We start from the raw sequence: 14,406 nt of genomic DNA, 5'->3' as shown, positions 1-14,406 counted from the left end.
AAAAGCCAAAAGCCAAAAGCCAAAAGCCAAAAGCCAAAAGCCAAAAGCCAAAAGCCAAAAATACCATGAAAATAATTTGTATAGGACGTAATTATGCAAAGCATATAGAGGAATTAGCAAACGAACGACCAGAAAATCCTGTTGTGTTTTTAAAGCCTGATTCTGCAATTTTACCGAAGAACATTCCTTTTTTTATTCCTACATTTTCTAATGAAATTCATTATGAGGTAGAAGTATTGGTGAAAATAAATAAAGTGGGGAAGCATATTTCTCCAAAATTTGCACATAAATATTACGATACAGTCGGTTTAGGTATTGATTTTACAGCTAGAGATGTACAGGCTAAATGTAAAGAAAAAGGACTGCCTTGGGAAAAAGCTAAAGCTTTTGATGGAAGTGCTATTGTAGGAGAGTTTTATCCGAAAGAGGAGTTTGATTTAGAAAACCTATCGTTTCAGTTACAAAAGAACGAAGAAGTAGTTCAAGATGGAAATACAGCATCCATGTTATGGAAGATTGATGAACTTATAAGTTATGTTTCTCAGTTTTTCACCTTAAAAAAAGGCGATTTAATTTTTACAGGTACACCAGCTGGAGTAGGTAAGGTTGTAGAAAATGATATACTAACAGGAGTTATTGAAGGTAGACAAGCATTTCAAATCAAAGTGAAGTAAATATGCTCATCTTAACACTCCTAGGAATTATAATTTTTACTGTGGGTTGGGCATTTTTCAATCTTGCTAAAAAATATAAAAAGAATGTATACGGTTATACCGTTTTAGGAGTGGTTGTATTTATTAGTGGAGTACTCATATATATACTATTGTATATTTTGTTAATGCACTATCTGATGAATTTAAGTAGATATATTCACGAGTACTTATCTTTTGCAATTGGTGTAGTTACTTCAGTTAGTACACATTATTTATTAGAAAAAAAGTGGAAAAAAATGCAAGATGTAGATGCAGAGGAAGCCATAGATGAAATAGGAAAAGATTAATTAAAAATTAAAAACATGTTAGGATTAATATTAATATATTTTATAGGTAAAAAATTTTATGAATTAGCGGAGGAATATGAGAAGCATAAATGGGGGTTAGGTATTTTAGGTGTAGTCATTTATTATGCTGGTTCAATCATTTCCGTATTACTTATCGGTGTAATTTTAGCACTTTCAGGCTCATCTTTTTTTGAGAGTTCTAATAGTTCTAATGATTTAGTTGCAGGTTTAATAGGTTTGCCTTTTGGACTTTTATCTTGTTACGTTTTGTATATGTACTTAGAAAAAAAATGGAAAAAAGAAACGGTACCAACTGACTCTTTAATCGATCAAATAGGAAATGGTAAATCATTATAAGCTATGAAAGCAGAAATCATAACCATTGGAGATGAGATTTTGATAGGTCAAATTGTGGATACCAATTCACAATGGATAAGTCAAGAATTAAATAAAATAGGTGTTAGTGTATATCAGATATCATCGATTCAAGACGATCAACAACATATTTTAAATGCATTAAAAGAAGCAGAAAATAGAGCTGATATTGTTATCATTACAGGAGGATTAGGCCCAACAAAAGATGATATTACAAAAAAAACAATAGCAGCATATTTTAACGATCAAGAATTCGTTGAGTATCCTGAAGTGATTCAACATATTAAAAATTTATTCAAAAAATTTGATCATCCATTTAATGAGGTACAAAAACACCAAGCACAATTACCTTCTAAAGCTACCTTATTAATGAATAGATATGGTACAGCACCAGGCATGTGGTTTTTTGAAAATGAAACGGTGTTTGTGTCGTTACCTGGTGTGCCCTATGAAATGAAAGGTTTAATAACACATGAGGTGCTCCCTAAAATTCAACAACAATTTAAATTACCTTTCATTATTCATAAAACAATTCAAACTTATGGAGAGGGGGAAAGTGTTATTGCAGAACGAATTGAAGATTTTGAAAATAATCTACCTTCACATATTAAGTTAGCTTATTTACCATCATTTGGGAAAGTAAGATTACGTTTAACCGCTAAAGGAAAAGATGCAGAAGAGGTTAAAACTTCATTGGATGTTGAGGTTGAAAAATTGACACAATTGTTACCCGATATTATTGTTGGTTTTGATGACGGTCAGACTATTGAGCAACGAGTAGGTGAATTTTTAAAGTCGAAAAAACAAACTATAGCTACTGCAGAAAGTATGACTGGAGGTAAGATTGCAGCATCTTTGGTGGCAATTCCTGGATCTTCTGCTTATTTCAAAGGGAGTTTTGTAGTCTACACTTCGGAATTAAAGCAACAATTATTAAATGTTCCAAAAGAAATTATAGATACTTATTCCGTGGTAAGTAAGGAAGTAGCCGAAACAATGGCTACAGCAACTAGAGAAAAACTGAATACAGATTATGCGATTGCTATTACAGGTAATGCAGGACCAACTACAGACCATAATGATAAAGATGTGGGAGTAGTTTATATTGGTATTGCTACTAAAAAGGGAGTAAAAGTTCATGAATTTAACTTTGGTCAACCTCGGTTAAAAGTGATAAATAAAACGGTAAATAAGGCTTTAGAGCTGGTACTCAAGAATAATATGTAAAATTAACGTTAGATATTTTGTTTTATATGCTTAAAAATCCGTATATTTGCACCTCGTTTAGAAATAACACTAATAACTGTCAAGAAGATGTCTAGAGTTTGTGAATTAACAGGAAAAAAAGCGATGGTAGGTAATAATGTATCTCACGCTTTAAATAGAACAAAGAGAAAATTCAACGCTAATTTAATGACTAAGCGTTTTTATATACCAGAAGAAGATAAGTGGGTAACACTTAAAGTTTCTGCTTCAGCATTAAAAAATATTAACAAAAAAGGAATTACAGCAGTAATTAAGGAAGCTAGAGAAAAAGGTTTCTTAACAAAGTAATTTCTACTAGATAAAGTATACAGAGATGGCAAAAAAAGGAAACAGAGTACAAGTTATTTTAGAATGTACTGAACACAAAGCTTCAGGGCAGCCAGGAACTTCTCGTTATATCACAACTAAAAACAAGAAGAATACTCCTGATAGAATGGAATTAAAGAAATTTAATCCAATCTTAAAGAAAATGACAGTTCACAAAGAAATTAAATAATTAGAGGTTTTAGTAATTAAAACGTCAAATAACCTATAGGTCATGGCAAAGAAATCAGTAGCAACGTTACAAACAGGTTCTAAAAGATTAACCAAAGCTATCAAAATGGTTAAGTCTCCAAAAACTGGAGCTTACACTTTTGTTGAAGCTATTATGGATCCAACACAAGTTAACGACTTTTTAGCTAAAAAGTAATTCTTGTTATACAGTTTACAAAAAGCTGCTTTCAAATAGAAAGCAGCTTTTTTTATATGTCAAAATACAGTAATTTTATACACAGAAAATTAGTACTTTGTAGTATTAATGACATTTTGACTGTATTTGTACTATGGTACAGTTTTTTAGGTCTAACTGAAACAAAACTTAACTGCTAATTATGAGTTTTTTTAAAAAAATATTCTCAAAAGAGAAAAAGGACACCTTAGATAAAGGTTTAGAGAAATCCAAAGACAGCTTTTTCTCAAAACTTTCTAAAGCTGTAGCTGGTAAATCTAAAGTAGATGATGATGTTCTAGATGATTTAGAAGAGGTATTAGTTTCTTCAGATGTTGGAGTAAATACAACCTTAAAAATTATTGAAAGAATTGAAGAAAGAGTAGCAAAAGATAAATACTTAGGTACTGAAGAATTAAATCAAATATTAAGAGAAGAAATAGCAGGGCTATTATCGGAAACTAATGTTGGAAACGAAACAGATTTTACGATTCCAGAAAATAAGAAACCTTATGTGTTGATGGTTGTAGGGGTAAATGGAGTTGGAAAAACAACAACAATAGGAAAGTTAGCTTCTCAATTTAAAAAGAAAGGTTTAAAAGTAGTTTTAGGAGCTGCTGATACATTTAGAGCAGCGGCTATAGATCAGTTACAAGTATGGGCAGATCGTGTAGAAGTGCCTATTATACGTCAAGAAATGGGATCTGATCCAGCATCTGTTGCTTTTGATACTCTCGAATCTGGAGTAAAGCAAGATGCAGATGTAATTATTATTGATACTGCTGGACGTTTACATAATAAAGTGAACTTAATGAATGAGTTAACTAAGATTAAACGTGTTATGCAAAAAGTAGTTGGTGATGCTCCACATGATGTTTTACTCGTTTTAGACGGTTCTACAGGACAAAACGCGTTTGAGCAAGCAAAACAATTTACTAAAGCAACAGAAGTAACTTCATTAGCTGTAACTAAATTAGATGGTACAGCAAAAGGAGGAGTGGTTATCGGTATTTCGGATCAATTTCAAATTCCAGTGAAATACATTGGAGTAGGTGAGGGTATTGATGATTTACAAGTATTTAATAAATTCGAATTTGTAGATAGTTTCTTTAAATAAGAAACTAAGATATATTATAATAGAAAGCTCCTTTAATAGGAGCTTTTTTTATTTAAGATGTTTTCTTTTTTCCTGTAGAATTTAAATACAATAGTATTGACGTTAAAATTAGAAACAAGGAAATTATTAGGATGCTATATCCACTTGCCGGATCAAATTGTAGAGATGTTTTTATGGAAACACGATGTAATTTTGGAATATAAATTAGAATACTAATGGCTAGCGTTAAACCAATAACTAATAAAATGTTAGGCATGACTTTTTTTGATAATTCTCTAGGATAATTAGTTTTTTTCCATGTCCAGCTTTGAAAGAGAAATAGAATCAAAAGAAATAATACTACAAAAGGTAAATACCTGTAATATGCAAAGGATGAATTGTTATAGTACCCTTTACCAAGTAAAATACCATAAATACCATTTATAATTTCTAAGTCTGGTGCTTGATTTGAATTAATTAAAACTATTACTCCTTTTTTTAAAGAAGGTATGATATACATATGAGACTCGAAACTTTTATTGGTTCCTCCATGATAAAAAACAGAAGAATCATTATTAACAAACCATCCTAATCCGTATTTTGACGTACTATTTTCTTTTCTAGTAACTAATTGTTGTGCTGTGTCCTGATTTAGTAATGTATTTGGATGCTTGTTATAAGCATTCATAATATGGCGTAAATATGTAGCCATATCATTTACAGAGCTGGAAATTAAGCTAGAAGGAGCTTCTTGTGGGTGAAGATTGGAATTGAATTTTAAAATAGGATAATGTAAAAAGTATTGATAACTATTTATTAAATCTACATTGACATTTGCAGATGTTTGATGTAATTGCATAGGGTTTGTAATATAGGACGCTAAACATTCTTCATACCTCTTATTGGTTACCTTTTCAATAATTAAACCAAGTAATCGATAGTTAGCATTTGAATAGCTATAAGGTTGTTCAGGTGTGTTTTTTAGATCTAAATTTTTAAGAATTTTAGCATAGTATAAGTTATAATTAAAACTAGTATCAGTTTTAAATGTCCTACCCATTTCAGTATTGATTCCAGAAGTATGACGAAGTAAATCTTCAATAGTGATCTTACCTGAAATGTTTTGATCTCTATATTCAAACCATTCCAAGTATTTAGATACAGAGTCATGGATATGTAACTTTCCTTGATCTTGTAACATAAGAATAAGCAAAGCTGTAAAAGATTTAGAATTAGAACCAATTAAATACTTATCTCCTTTTTTTTGCATTTCCAAAATGCTTTAAATAAATAGTGTTGTTCTCGTCTGTTATCGCTACAGCTATACTGGGTGAGTTGTAATACTCTCTTTTACTTTTAATGAATTTAGAAATCTCCTCTGTGGTTTCTTTTGGAAGTTGAGAAGAGACTGATAAAATAATAAAAAATGCTTTTAATACTAAAATTGTTCTCATATAATCTTGCAAGTTCTAGGTTGTTTTTGATGATTATTTTTTCGGGTAAATGTAGATCAAGAAACCTTGGATAGCAGATTACAAAAGGGATTAGTTGCGAATACCCTTGTTTTAGGTGTGAAAATTATAAAAGATTAAGATTGCTTTTATAATTTTTAGAAACAGGAATTTCAATTTGAGTAAGTAAAATAGTATTATTTGTTTTCCACGACTTAAAATGAGATGGATTTATTAAATGAGAACGATGTACTTGAACTAAAAAATCTAAATCTTTTTGAATTTTTTTCAATGAAGATCGTATCAATTTTGAATTTATAGAGTTATTTTCAGTGAAAAAGACTTCAACATAATTTTGAGATTTGGAAACACAGATTAAATCTGATTTATTAATTTTTAGAATGTCCAATTTATACTCTCCTCTAATGATTAATTTTTCTTCCTTTTTAGATTTTTGGCCTTGAGCAATTTTTTCTTGATTTTGCTGAGGAAGAAATTGAAGAGTTATACTTCGTGCAAAGATTATGATTGGAGTAAAAATAATGGTTGACTTTAAAACTCCATTTATGTATTCACTGAATGTCCAAATACCATTTAAAAAAGGACTCTTATAGTATAGGTAGTTTAATATTAGATTTAAAAAAAGAAAAGACGAAATAGTAAATACTTCGAAAATAATATTCCATTTAGTAGTTTTTCGATAGATTGAATCTTGCAGTACTACTACTATTATGAAATAGGAAATAAAGGTAATAAGACTAAACCCAATACTTAAAAACTCCCACCAGTAAAAGTTATATGCATTGCCATCAAAAGGGCGTATATAATAGGTGAAAATAAAAATCCAAATACTAATAAAAATACCAACAAATGTATGGTGTTTTATAGAAGGATTTAGTTTAGTCATTTTAAATTGCTACAATTCCGGTGGTTCATTGTAATCTGTATTGGGTTAATTAGTGTTTAATTTTTACTTAGTTAGTAACAAAACTATGTGGACCAGCCCAATCACTAAAATTATCACTTCCGCAGTTGGCTCTAACATAAAAGTCATATGCAAAATTTGAATTTAGACCTTGAATTTGTTTACCAGAAGAATTAGCATTGATTGTTATACCTTGACCTAAAGAAAAACCTCTAGGCCCGTATTGAATTTCAAAAAAATCACTTCCATTTTTGTCTTCCCAAGATGCTGTTACAGAGTTGGTTTCAAAGTTTAGAGCATCTAGAAAAATAGGAGTACTACAATTATTTTGATTCTCGTCAGTCCCTTCATTTTTAGAACAACTAATAATAATTAAAGAAAATACAAATAAGGAAATAATTTTTTTCATAAATGTTACAATTTTAAAGTTAAGGAAGCCAAAAATAAAATATTTTTTAAAATTAAATAATTAATATCTTTAGAAATCAATAAACCTTTAAATCCTAATCGTGAGAAAAATTTTAATTATTCTGATTGTTGCAATCATCGGGTGTAAAAAAGAAGAAAATAAACCAGTATTATATTTCAATACATATGATGAGACTACTGAACTAGCTGAGCAGCAGAATCACGAAAATCCTCGAATGAAATTTAAATTGCTTCAATCTAAGTTTTTAGATATGAATGAAGTATTTAAGCCCTTCGAAAAAGAACTAGCAACGTTTTCTGAAGAAGCTTATAATGGACTAAAATCTTTAGTTTTAGAACAATCTATTCCAAATATTCAGCAAGCAATAAAAGATGAAAAACTAAGTTATGAACAACTTACGTTGTTTTATTTATATAGAATTAGAAAGTTTGAAAGCGATTCTACAAAATATTTAAATGCTATAATTCGATTAAATCCAAATGCAATTCAAGAAGCAAAAGAAAAAGATGAGGCTTTAAAGAAAAGTAAAGTGACTAATATGTCTTTGTTTGGAATGCCAATTTTGTTAAAAGATAATATTGATGTAGCAAATATGCCAAATACTGCAGGAGCAGTAGCATTAAAAGATAATTTAAATCCTAATGCGTTTATTGTAGATAAATTAGAAAGCAACGGAGCTATAATCTTAGGGAAATTGAATCTTAGTGAATGGGCATACTATTTTTGTTCAGGATGTCCATTAGGTTATAGTGCTATTGGTGGTCAAACCTTAAATCCTTACGGAAGGAAAGTGTTTGAAACAGGAGGATCTAGCTCAGGAAGTGGTGTAGCTACTGCGGCTAATTATGCCGTAGCAACGATTGGTACAGAAACCGCAGGGTCAATAACCTCACCTTCTAGTCAAAATTCTGTTGTAGGGCTAAAACCTACAATTGGTTTGTTAAGTAGAGCTGGTATAGTGCCTATTTCAAGTACATTGGATACACCTGGACCAATGACTAAAAGTATTATTGATAATTATATTCTATTAAAAGCACTGTTAGGAAAAGATCCAAAAGATGAAAAATCATTTGCTTTAAATGCAACAGAAAAAGAATTCAAAAAAATAGAATTAAAAGATAAGAAGTTTGGTGTTATTACTTCTTTATTAACGGATTCTATTTACAAGAAAACAGTTGATAAAATAAAAGAAACTGGAGCTACAATAGTAGAGATTTCGCCAGAACAAACTAGTTTAGAAGGTTTCCTGACATTATTAAATATTGATATGAAATACGATTTACCTAAGTATTTAGAAGGGAAAAGTGTTGGAGTAACATCTGTAAAAGATGTGATCGCTTTTAATACTAAAGACTCTACTCTTAGAGCACCATACGGACAACAATTATTTGAAGGTATAGAAAAAGATAGTACTACATTACAACAATTAGAAGTTGTAAAAGACCGACTTAAAAAAGAAGGAATTACATATTTTAATGCTTTAAAAGATCAAAAATTGGATGCTGTTTTATCAATAAATAATTATCATTCGGCTTATTCTGCTGTTGCGGAATACCCTAACTTAACCATTCCTATGGGATATAAAGAGACGGGAGAACCAGTTAATATGACTTTTATAGGAAAACCGAAGTCAGAGTTTACATTACTTTCATTAGGATTAGCATTTGAGAAATTAAACCCAGTACGAAAATTGCCTAAAGGTTACGAGTAGTCATTTGTATTTGTTATCTAAATACTTAAAGTGAATTGTTAGGAAACGAATAATAGTTACTGACTAATAATTAGTAATTTAAAAATAGTAATTACATAAATTGTAATTCGTAATTTTGCACACCTTAAATTTTAGATAGATGCGTACAAAATCTACAAAACAGAATAAGATTAATGTGGTAACCTTAGGTTGTTCTAAAAACGTCTACGATAGTGAGGTGTTAATGGGACAATTAAAGGCAAATGGGAAAAACGTTGTACACGAAGACCCAGATGATGATGGAAATATTGTGGTGATTAATACTTGTGGTTTTATAGGTAAAGCTAAAGAAGAGAGTGTTGATACTATTTTGCATTATGCACAACGAAAGGAAGCAGGAGAAATAGATAAGGTATTTGTGTCTGGTTGCTTAAGTGAGCGTTATAAGCCAGATTTGGAGAGAGAAATTACCAATGTAGATCAATATTTTGGTACGCATGATTTACCAAATTTATTAAAAGTTTTAGAAGCTGATTATAAGCATGAGCTAATTGGAGAACGATTAACAACTACACCTAAACATTACGCATATTTAAAAATAGCGGAAGGGTGTGATCGTCCGTGTTCTTTTTGTGCAATTCCTTTAATGAGAGGAAAACATAAATCAACTCCTATTGAAGATCTAGTAATTGAAGCAACTAAACTAGCTGAAAACGGGATTAAAGAGATCATGTTAATTGCCCAAGATTTAACTTATTATGGCTTAGATATCTATAAAAAAAGAGCTCTAGCAGATTTGTTAAAAGAATTAGTTAAGGTTGATGGAATTGAATGGATTCGCTTGCATTATGCTTTCCCAACAGGATTTCCTATGGATGTATTGGATGTGATGAGAGAAGAGCCTAAGGTTTGTAATTATCTTGATATTCCGTTACAACATATCAATACTGAGATCTTAAAATCAATGAAGCGTGGAACTACTCATGAGAAAACCACGAATTTAATTCACAAGTTTAGAGAATACGTGCCAGATATGGCAATTCGTACCACTTTAATTGTAGGATATCCTGGAGAAACCGAAGAACAATTTCAAGAATTAAAGGATTGGGTAGAGGAGATGCGATTTGAACGTTTAGGAGCTTTTGAATATTCTCATGAAGAAAATACAGGAGCATATGTTTTGGAAGATGATGTGCCAGCTGATGTGAAGTTTAGAAGAGTCAATGAAATCATGGAAGTTCAAAGTCAGATTTCTTGGGAGTTAAATCAAGAAAAGATCGGTAAAACGTTTCGTTGTTTATTCGATAGAAAAGATGGAGAATATTATTACGGAAGAACTGAATTCGACTCACCAGATGTAGATAATGATGTTATTGTAGATGCTAGAGAGCATTACATCAAATTAGGGGAGTTTATTGATATTGAAATCTATGATGCAGGTGATTTTGACTTGTATGGGACTCCAACAGTTAAACAAGAACGACCAGTGCCTTTACATCAAAAAAGAAAGTAATTATAATTTTAGATGAAAGATTATAGTACTGAAGATTGGTATAAAAGGGAAGTAGAAAAATATATTTCTCAATATGGTTATGTTCCTCCTCAGTGGGTTGTTTTTCCTAATTCACACCCCTTTAGTATGCAATGGAGAATGGGAAGTGGAGAAACATTTTTAATGGTCTTTTATACATGGCTTGATAAAAATTATAATACTATTGAAGGTAAAATCGATTTTTTTCTTAAAAATTCACCACCTCCAAGATGGTTGCAAGTAGTAGCTGATTCCATTTGGAGTGATGAAGTTGATTTTGAAGTACCATTTGAAGAGAGCGAATATTATAGAAAACTTAAAGATTTGGGATTTAAAGGAGTTGATGAGTTTTCTAAAGATTTAGATGATCCAAAATGGGATTAGATTTTCCTAGTTATTTCAATGCATATTGTACTGTTAAATTTCAAAAGTGAAACAGATAGTATTTTCTTATTCATGTAAAGTTTATATCTATACGATAGTATAAAAAGACAATTTTTAGAAGACTACTTTTAAGAAGTCATCTTAAACCTCTAAAAAATGTTCGGAATCATAAACTTTGAAACTTTTCTAATTGCAGGAATTATTTTAAATATCACTCCTGGTGCTGATACTATGTATATTTTAGGAAGAAGTATAGCACAAGGGAAAAAAGCAGGAATTTTATCTGCTTTAGGAATTACTACAGGTGCTTTATTTCATGTGATATTTGCTACATTAGGTCTATCAATCATTTTAGCTAAATCTGCGCTAGCGTTTCAAATTGTGAAATACATAGGAGCAGCTTATTTAATTTATTTGGGAATAAAGTCACTACTTAGTAAAAGCTCAGGTAATTTTCAAATAGAACATGCAGAGAAGAATACTAATTATAAAAAAATCTATTTATCAGGAATTTTAACTAATATTTTGAATCCTAAAGTAGCATTGTTTTTCTTAGCTTTCTTACCACAGTTTATTGATCCAAGATATACAAATACAACACTTTCTTTCTTACTATTAGGAGTTACATTCTTAACTACAGGAACTTTGTGGTGCTTATTGTTAGCTGTTTTTTCTTCAAGATTATCAAATAGTATTCGTAAAAATTATAAGATTAAATTATGGTTAGATAGAATAACAGGAAGTATTTTTATTGCTTTAGGTATTAAATTAGCACTCTCTAAAAAATAAAGATATTTATTTGATGAAAAAAGCGTTTTTTAATTGGAGTTCAGGGAAAGGTTCTGCATTTGCATTGTATAAAATTTTACAAGAAAAAGAGTATGAAATTGTAAAGCTCCTAACAAATGTCAATCAAGAATATCGTAGAATTTCTATGCATGGACTACGAGAAGAGTTACTTGATAAACAGGTAGAAGCAATAGGTTTACCTTCTGAAAAATTATACTTTCCTGCTCAAGTAACAATGGAAATGTACAATCAGAAAATGAAAGAAACACTTTCTGACTTCAAAGAAAACAAGTTAGATTATGCAGTATTTGGAGACATTTTTTTAGAAGATTTAAAAAAGTATAGAGATCAAAAATTAGCAGAAGTAGGTATAAAAGTAGTGTATCCTTTATGGAAAAGAGATACTAAAGAGTTACTTAAAGAATTTTTAGATTTAGGATTTAAGACGATTACTGTTTGTGTAAATGCTACATTGTTAGGTGAAGAGTTTGTAGGTCGTATTATTGATGAAGATTTTATAAAAGATTTACCTGAGAATATTGATCCATGTGGTGAAAATGGCGAGTTTCATACATTCACATTTGACGGACCAATTTTTAATTCTCCTGTTGATTTTCAAATTGGAGAAAAAGTCTTAAGATCTTATACTCTAAATAAAGAAGATGATCAAAATTGTCACACAGACACCTCTGAAAAAGTAAAAAATTATGATACCAGTTTTTGGTATTGTGATTTATTGCCTTAAGCTATTTGCTTCTCTAAAGCTAAGAAGTGTGTTACTTCATTATTTTTAGTTAAAGGGAAAATATGAATTTCACATTTATAAGTAGTTTGATCTTTTCTGTGGTTAATAATAACCTCTTTGAAAGGGAGACCAGTTGTTAATTTTTTTCGAATCCTTGTTCTGGTCTGCTGAGATGTACTTTTTCCTTGTAAGAAAGAAGGAGTTTTATTGATGGCATAGTTTTTAGGATAACCTGTCATAGTTGTAAATCCATCATTAACCCAAAGAATATTTCTATTTATATCTGTAAGTACAAGTGCTTCAAAAGGATTTTGAGTAAGAATTTTTTCAATATTGTTTTTCCAAGAGAGTGTTTTTGAAAAATAATTGAGAGAGAAAATATCTTTGTTAACACTAGCTCCTTTGAATAATTTATCTAAGTTTTGTAAATGAAACTCAAAGCTTAATAAATTTGCATTAATTTTCGATTCAGGATATAACAAATCCTTGATCTTTTCATATTCTTCCTGCGCTATAGAGTCTACATAAATATCTAAACTCTTCATATTATCTAATGCATGATTCATTGGTGAAAATTTTCTTGTAAAATATGGAAAATTTTAAAATTAATACAGTGTATCTATAAAATCTTATTATTTAGATTTATTGTAAATAATTCAGCTTATAAAGTAAGTTATTGTCTTAGTAATCCATACTAGATAATAAACTAACATATTTATGCGTTTTTAATCTTATTAAATCAATCAAAAATTATTAGCATGAAAAAAAAGAAACTATTCATAATAACTTTTATGCTTATTTCTTTAAATTATGTCTCTTGTGGAGACAGTGACGATCCTCAAGGTGGTTGTGATACTAATGATTTAGCTGCACTATCAGCAGAATTTTCAAGAACAGGTCAAGAGTATTTAAATGATCGAACAGAAGCAAAATGTTTAGCCTATAGAGAAGCGTTGAATAACTTTATTAAAGAAGCTGAAGACTGTCCAGCCCAAGAGCTACAGATCGCAGAGTTAAAGAAAATATTGAATGAATTAGACTGTACAAATCCATAAAAACAATGAAGCTGTTTACAAAGTATTGAAAAACGTCATTCTGAATCTACCTGTGCTGAATTTAGTTCAGTATTTCATAATCCATTTTATCTGATTTTCAATTATCATGAGATAACTGAAACTCTCGAAGTATCGAGATAGTTTGACAAAAAATAGCCTTTTTAAACAGCTTTATTATTGAATTAAAACTTTTCAAAAACACCTAATCCAAACAGTGCAAAATCATATTTAACAGGGTCATTCTTGTCAAATTCTCTTAGTATAACATCTAATTCCTGTATAGCCTTCCAATCGTTTTGTTTTCTGGTCAAAATGGTAAGTTTTCTAGCGATATTTCCAGTATGAACATCTAGAGGACAATGTAAAGAGCTTGAATTGTGCGTTTTCCATATACCAAAATCCACTCCTTTTTTAGTATCTCTAACCATCCAACGTAGAAACATGTTAATACGTTTAGCAGCTGAACCTTTTACAGGATCAGAGATATGTTTTTGTGTTCGAGCTAAATGTGGAATTTCAAAAAATAGTTGTTTAAAATTATGGATAGCGTGCTGATAATTGTCTACTTCAGGTCGTAAAGCAGCTTCTAATCCATTATACTTTTTATAGATGTTTTGTAACGAAGTGATGAAAAATTTAAAATCATCAGCATTAAAAGTTCTATGTACAAATCCATCAAAATTAGCCAGATCATCTTCAGAATGATTCATGACAAAATCATATGGAGAGTTCCCCATCAAATCCATCATTCGTCTTGCATTATTAATGATCATTTTACGATTCCCCCAAGCAATAATAGAAGACAAAAAAGCAGCAATTTCAATATCTTCTTTTATAGAAAATTCATGAGGTATTTGTATGGGATCGCTAGTTATAAAATCAGGATGTTCATAAAGAGCAGCCTTTTCATCTAAAAATGCTTTTAGTTCATTTTTTGTCATGCTACACAAAATAGTTTTA

At 30.2% G+C, this 14,406-nt stretch carries 20 protein-coding genes; 14 read left to right on the top strand and 6 right to left on the bottom strand.

Annotation, left to right across the window (positions count from 1 at the left end; all coding sequences use genetic code 11):
• Positions 1-65: 65 nt before the first annotated feature.
• The 8 genes from BVC87_RS21340 to ftsY all read left to right on the top strand — a co-directional run bounded on the left by BVC87_RS21340 (position 66) and on the right by ftsY (position 4,467).
• The gene (locus tag BVC87_RS21340) at positions 66-674 is read left to right on the top strand and encodes a fumarylacetoacetate hydrolase family protein (protein ID WP_075344438.1); all 609 of its coding nucleotides are present in this window, start codon (positions 66-68) and stop codon (positions 672-674) included.
• A 2-nt stretch (positions 675-676) separates the two neighbouring features.
• Positions 677-1,000: a hypothetical protein gene (locus BVC87_RS21335; RefSeq protein WP_075344437.1), complete on the top strand. Its 324-nt coding sequence runs from the start codon at positions 677-679 to the stop codon at positions 998-1,000.
• A 15-nt stretch (positions 1,001-1,015) separates the two neighbouring features.
• Positions 1,016-1,357 (top strand): hypothetical protein, encoded by a 342-nt coding sequence (locus BVC87_RS21330; protein ID WP_075344436.1) that lies wholly within the window; start codon positions 1,016-1,018, stop codon positions 1,355-1,357.
• Between the two features lie 3 nt (positions 1,358-1,360).
• Positions 1,361-2,602, top strand: a complete 1,242-nt coding sequence (locus BVC87_RS21325; protein ID WP_075344435.1) for a competence/damage-inducible protein A — start codon at positions 1,361-1,363, stop codon at positions 2,600-2,602.
• Between the two features lie 87 nt (positions 2,603-2,689).
• Positions 2,690-2,929: a 50S ribosomal protein L28 gene (rpmB, locus tag BVC87_RS21320; protein ID WP_075344434.1), complete on the top strand. Its 240-nt coding sequence runs from the start codon at positions 2,690-2,692 to the stop codon at positions 2,927-2,929.
• A 25-nt stretch (positions 2,930-2,954) separates the two neighbouring features.
• On the top strand, positions 2,955-3,137 hold the full coding sequence (gene rpmG, locus BVC87_RS21315) for a 50S ribosomal protein L33 (protein WP_013070733.1): 183 nt from the start codon (positions 2,955-2,957) through the stop codon (positions 3,135-3,137).
• A 42-nt stretch (positions 3,138-3,179) separates the two neighbouring features.
• Complete coding sequence (locus BVC87_RS21310) at positions 3,180-3,332, top strand: DUF4295 domain-containing protein (RefSeq protein ID WP_075344433.1); 153 nt, start codon at positions 3,180-3,182, stop codon at positions 3,330-3,332.
• A 181-nt stretch (positions 3,333-3,513) separates the two neighbouring features.
• Positions 3,514-4,467 carry a signal recognition particle-docking protein FtsY gene (gene ftsY, locus BVC87_RS21305; RefSeq protein ID WP_075344432.1) on the top strand — a complete coding sequence of 318 codons (954 nt, stop codon included), beginning with the start codon at positions 3,514-3,516 and terminating at the stop codon, positions 4,465-4,467.
• A 52-nt stretch (positions 4,468-4,519) separates the two neighbouring features.
• Here ftsY and BVC87_RS21300 read toward each other — a convergent pair whose 3' ends face one another.
• The 4 genes from BVC87_RS21300 to BVC87_RS21285 all read right to left on the bottom strand — a co-directional run bounded on the left by BVC87_RS21300 (position 4,520) and on the right by BVC87_RS21285 (position 7,231).
• Entirely contained in the window at positions 4,520-5,716 is a 1,197-nt protein-coding gene (locus BVC87_RS21300) for a serine hydrolase domain-containing protein (protein ID WP_075344431.1), read from the bottom strand.
• Positions 5,697-5,900: a hypothetical protein gene (locus BVC87_RS21295; RefSeq protein WP_143569873.1), complete on the bottom strand. Its 204-nt coding sequence runs from the start codon at positions 5,898-5,900 to the stop codon at positions 5,697-5,699. The genes BVC87_RS21300 and BVC87_RS21295 overlap by 20 nt, the downstream gene beginning before the upstream one ends.
• Before the next feature lie 124 nt (positions 5,901-6,024).
• Complete coding sequence (locus tag BVC87_RS21290; protein ID WP_075344429.1) at positions 6,025-6,804, bottom strand: LytTR family DNA-binding domain-containing protein; 780 nt, start codon at positions 6,802-6,804, stop codon at positions 6,025-6,027.
• A gap of 67 nt (positions 6,805-6,871) precedes the next feature.
• A complete protein-coding gene (locus BVC87_RS21285) occupies positions 6,872-7,231 on the bottom strand; it encodes a hypothetical protein (protein WP_075344428.1) in 360 nt (119 codons plus the stop codon).
• 100 nt (positions 7,232-7,331) lie between these two features.
• Here BVC87_RS21285 and BVC87_RS21280 point away from each other — a divergent pair, with 100 nt between their 5' ends.
• From BVC87_RS21280 to BVC87_RS21260, 5 genes are all read left to right on the top strand, one after another.
• On the top strand, positions 7,332-8,963 hold the full coding sequence (locus tag BVC87_RS21280; RefSeq protein ID WP_075344427.1) for an amidase family protein: 1,632 nt from the start codon (positions 7,332-7,334) through the stop codon (positions 8,961-8,963).
• 139 nt (positions 8,964-9,102) lie between these two features.
• On the top strand, positions 9,103-10,455 hold the full coding sequence (gene rimO, locus BVC87_RS21275; protein ID WP_075344426.1) for a 30S ribosomal protein S12 methylthiotransferase RimO: 1,353 nt from the start codon (positions 9,103-9,105) through the stop codon (positions 10,453-10,455).
• Between the two features lie 12 nt (positions 10,456-10,467).
• A complete protein-coding gene (locus tag BVC87_RS21270) occupies positions 10,468-10,857 on the top strand; it encodes a hypothetical protein (RefSeq protein ID WP_075344425.1) in 390 nt (129 codons plus the stop codon).
• 156 nt (positions 10,858-11,013) lie between these two features.
• A complete protein-coding gene (locus BVC87_RS21265) occupies positions 11,014-11,646 on the top strand; it encodes a LysE family translocator (protein WP_075344424.1) in 633 nt (210 codons plus the stop codon).
• Positions 11,647-11,659: 13 nt separating this feature from the next.
• The gene (locus BVC87_RS21260) at positions 11,660-12,391 is read left to right on the top strand and encodes a Dph6-related ATP pyrophosphatase (protein WP_075344423.1); all 732 of its coding nucleotides are present in this window, start codon (positions 11,660-11,662) and stop codon (positions 12,389-12,391) included.
• On the opposite strand, the gene BVC87_RS21255 is transcribed toward BVC87_RS21260, so the two are convergent.
• Entirely contained in the window at positions 12,388-12,957 is a 570-nt protein-coding gene (locus tag BVC87_RS21255; protein ID WP_075344422.1) for a PAS domain-containing protein, read from the bottom strand. The two genes, BVC87_RS21260 and BVC87_RS21255, sit on opposite strands and share 4 nt — an antisense overlap.
• A gap of 192 nt (positions 12,958-13,149) precedes the next feature.
• Here BVC87_RS21255 and BVC87_RS21250 point away from each other — a divergent pair, with 192 nt between their 5' ends.
• Positions 13,150-13,446 carry a hypothetical protein gene (locus BVC87_RS21250; RefSeq protein WP_075344421.1) on the top strand — a complete coding sequence of 99 codons (297 nt, stop codon included), beginning with the start codon at positions 13,150-13,152 and terminating at the stop codon, positions 13,444-13,446.
• A gap of 182 nt (positions 13,447-13,628) precedes the next feature.
• Here BVC87_RS21250 and BVC87_RS21245 read toward each other — a convergent pair whose 3' ends face one another.
• A complete protein-coding gene (locus tag BVC87_RS21245; RefSeq protein ID WP_075344420.1) occupies positions 13,629-14,387 on the bottom strand; it encodes a TIGR02757 family protein in 759 nt (252 codons plus the stop codon).
• Positions 14,388-14,406 lie beyond the last annotated feature (19 nt).

Origin of the sequence: Tenacibaculum agarivorans (assembly GCF_001936575.1) — a bacterium.
Lineage (GTDB): Bacteria > Bacteroidota > Bacteroidia > Flavobacteriales > Flavobacteriaceae > Polaribacter > Polaribacter agarivorans.
This window is presented reverse-complemented; position numbering and strand designations above follow the sequence as displayed.

Excerpts from the sequence above, each read along its gene's own strand:
- BVC87_RS21250 (WP_075344421.1), top strand. The coding sequence starts at position 13,150 with ATGAAAAAAAAGAAACTATTCATAATAACTTTTATGCTTATTTCTTTA.
- BVC87_RS21265 (WP_075344424.1), top strand. The coding sequence starts at position 11,014 with ATGTTCGGAATCATAAACTTTGAAACTTTTCTAATTGCAGGAATTATT.
- ftsY (WP_075344432.1), top strand. The coding sequence starts at position 3,514 with ATGAGTTTTTTTAAAAAAATATTCTCAAAAGAGAAAAAGGACACCTTA.
- BVC87_RS21245 (WP_075344420.1), bottom strand. The coding sequence starts at position 14,387 with ATGACAAAAAATGAACTAAAAGCATTTTTAGATGAAAAGGCTGCTCTT.
- BVC87_RS21325 (WP_075344435.1), top strand. The coding sequence starts at position 1,361 with ATGAAAGCAGAAATCATAACCATTGGAGATGAGATTTTGATAGGTCAA.
- BVC87_RS21310 (WP_075344433.1), top strand. The coding sequence starts at position 3,180 with ATGGCAAAGAAATCAGTAGCAACGTTACAAACAGGTTCTAAAAGATTA.
- BVC87_RS21270 (WP_075344425.1), top strand. The coding sequence starts at position 10,468 with ATGAAAGATTATAGTACTGAAGATTGGTATAAAAGGGAAGTAGAAAAA.
- BVC87_RS21295 (WP_143569873.1), bottom strand. The coding sequence starts at position 5,900 with ATGAGAACAATTTTAGTATTAAAAGCATTTTTTATTATTTTATCAGTC.
- rpmG (WP_013070733.1), top strand. The coding sequence starts at position 2,955 with ATGGCAAAAAAAGGAAACAGAGTACAAGTTATTTTAGAATGTACTGAA.
- BVC87_RS21330 (WP_075344436.1), top strand. The coding sequence starts at position 1,016 with ATGTTAGGATTAATATTAATATATTTTATAGGTAAAAAATTTTATGAA.
- rpmB (WP_075344434.1), top strand. The coding sequence starts at position 2,690 with ATGTCTAGAGTTTGTGAATTAACAGGAAAAAAAGCGATGGTAGGTAAT.
- BVC87_RS21340 (WP_075344438.1), top strand. The coding sequence starts at position 66 with ATGAAAATAATTTGTATAGGACGTAATTATGCAAAGCATATAGAGGAA.
- BVC87_RS21290 (WP_075344429.1), bottom strand. The coding sequence starts at position 6,804 with ATGACTAAACTAAATCCTTCTATAAAACACCATACATTTGTTGGTATT.
- BVC87_RS21285 (WP_075344428.1), bottom strand. The coding sequence starts at position 7,231 with ATGAAAAAAATTATTTCCTTATTTGTATTTTCTTTAATTATTATTAGT.
- BVC87_RS21335 (WP_075344437.1), top strand. The coding sequence starts at position 677 with ATGCTCATCTTAACACTCCTAGGAATTATAATTTTTACTGTGGGTTGG.
- BVC87_RS21300 (WP_075344431.1), bottom strand. The coding sequence starts at position 5,716 with ATGCAAAAAAAAGGAGATAAGTATTTAATTGGTTCTAATTCTAAATCT.
- BVC87_RS21260 (WP_075344423.1), top strand. The coding sequence starts at position 11,660 with ATGAAAAAAGCGTTTTTTAATTGGAGTTCAGGGAAAGGTTCTGCATTT.
- rimO (WP_075344426.1), top strand. The coding sequence starts at position 9,103 with ATGCGTACAAAATCTACAAAACAGAATAAGATTAATGTGGTAACCTTA.
- BVC87_RS21255 (WP_075344422.1), bottom strand. The coding sequence starts at position 12,957 with ATGAATCATGCATTAGATAATATGAAGAGTTTAGATATTTATGTAGAC.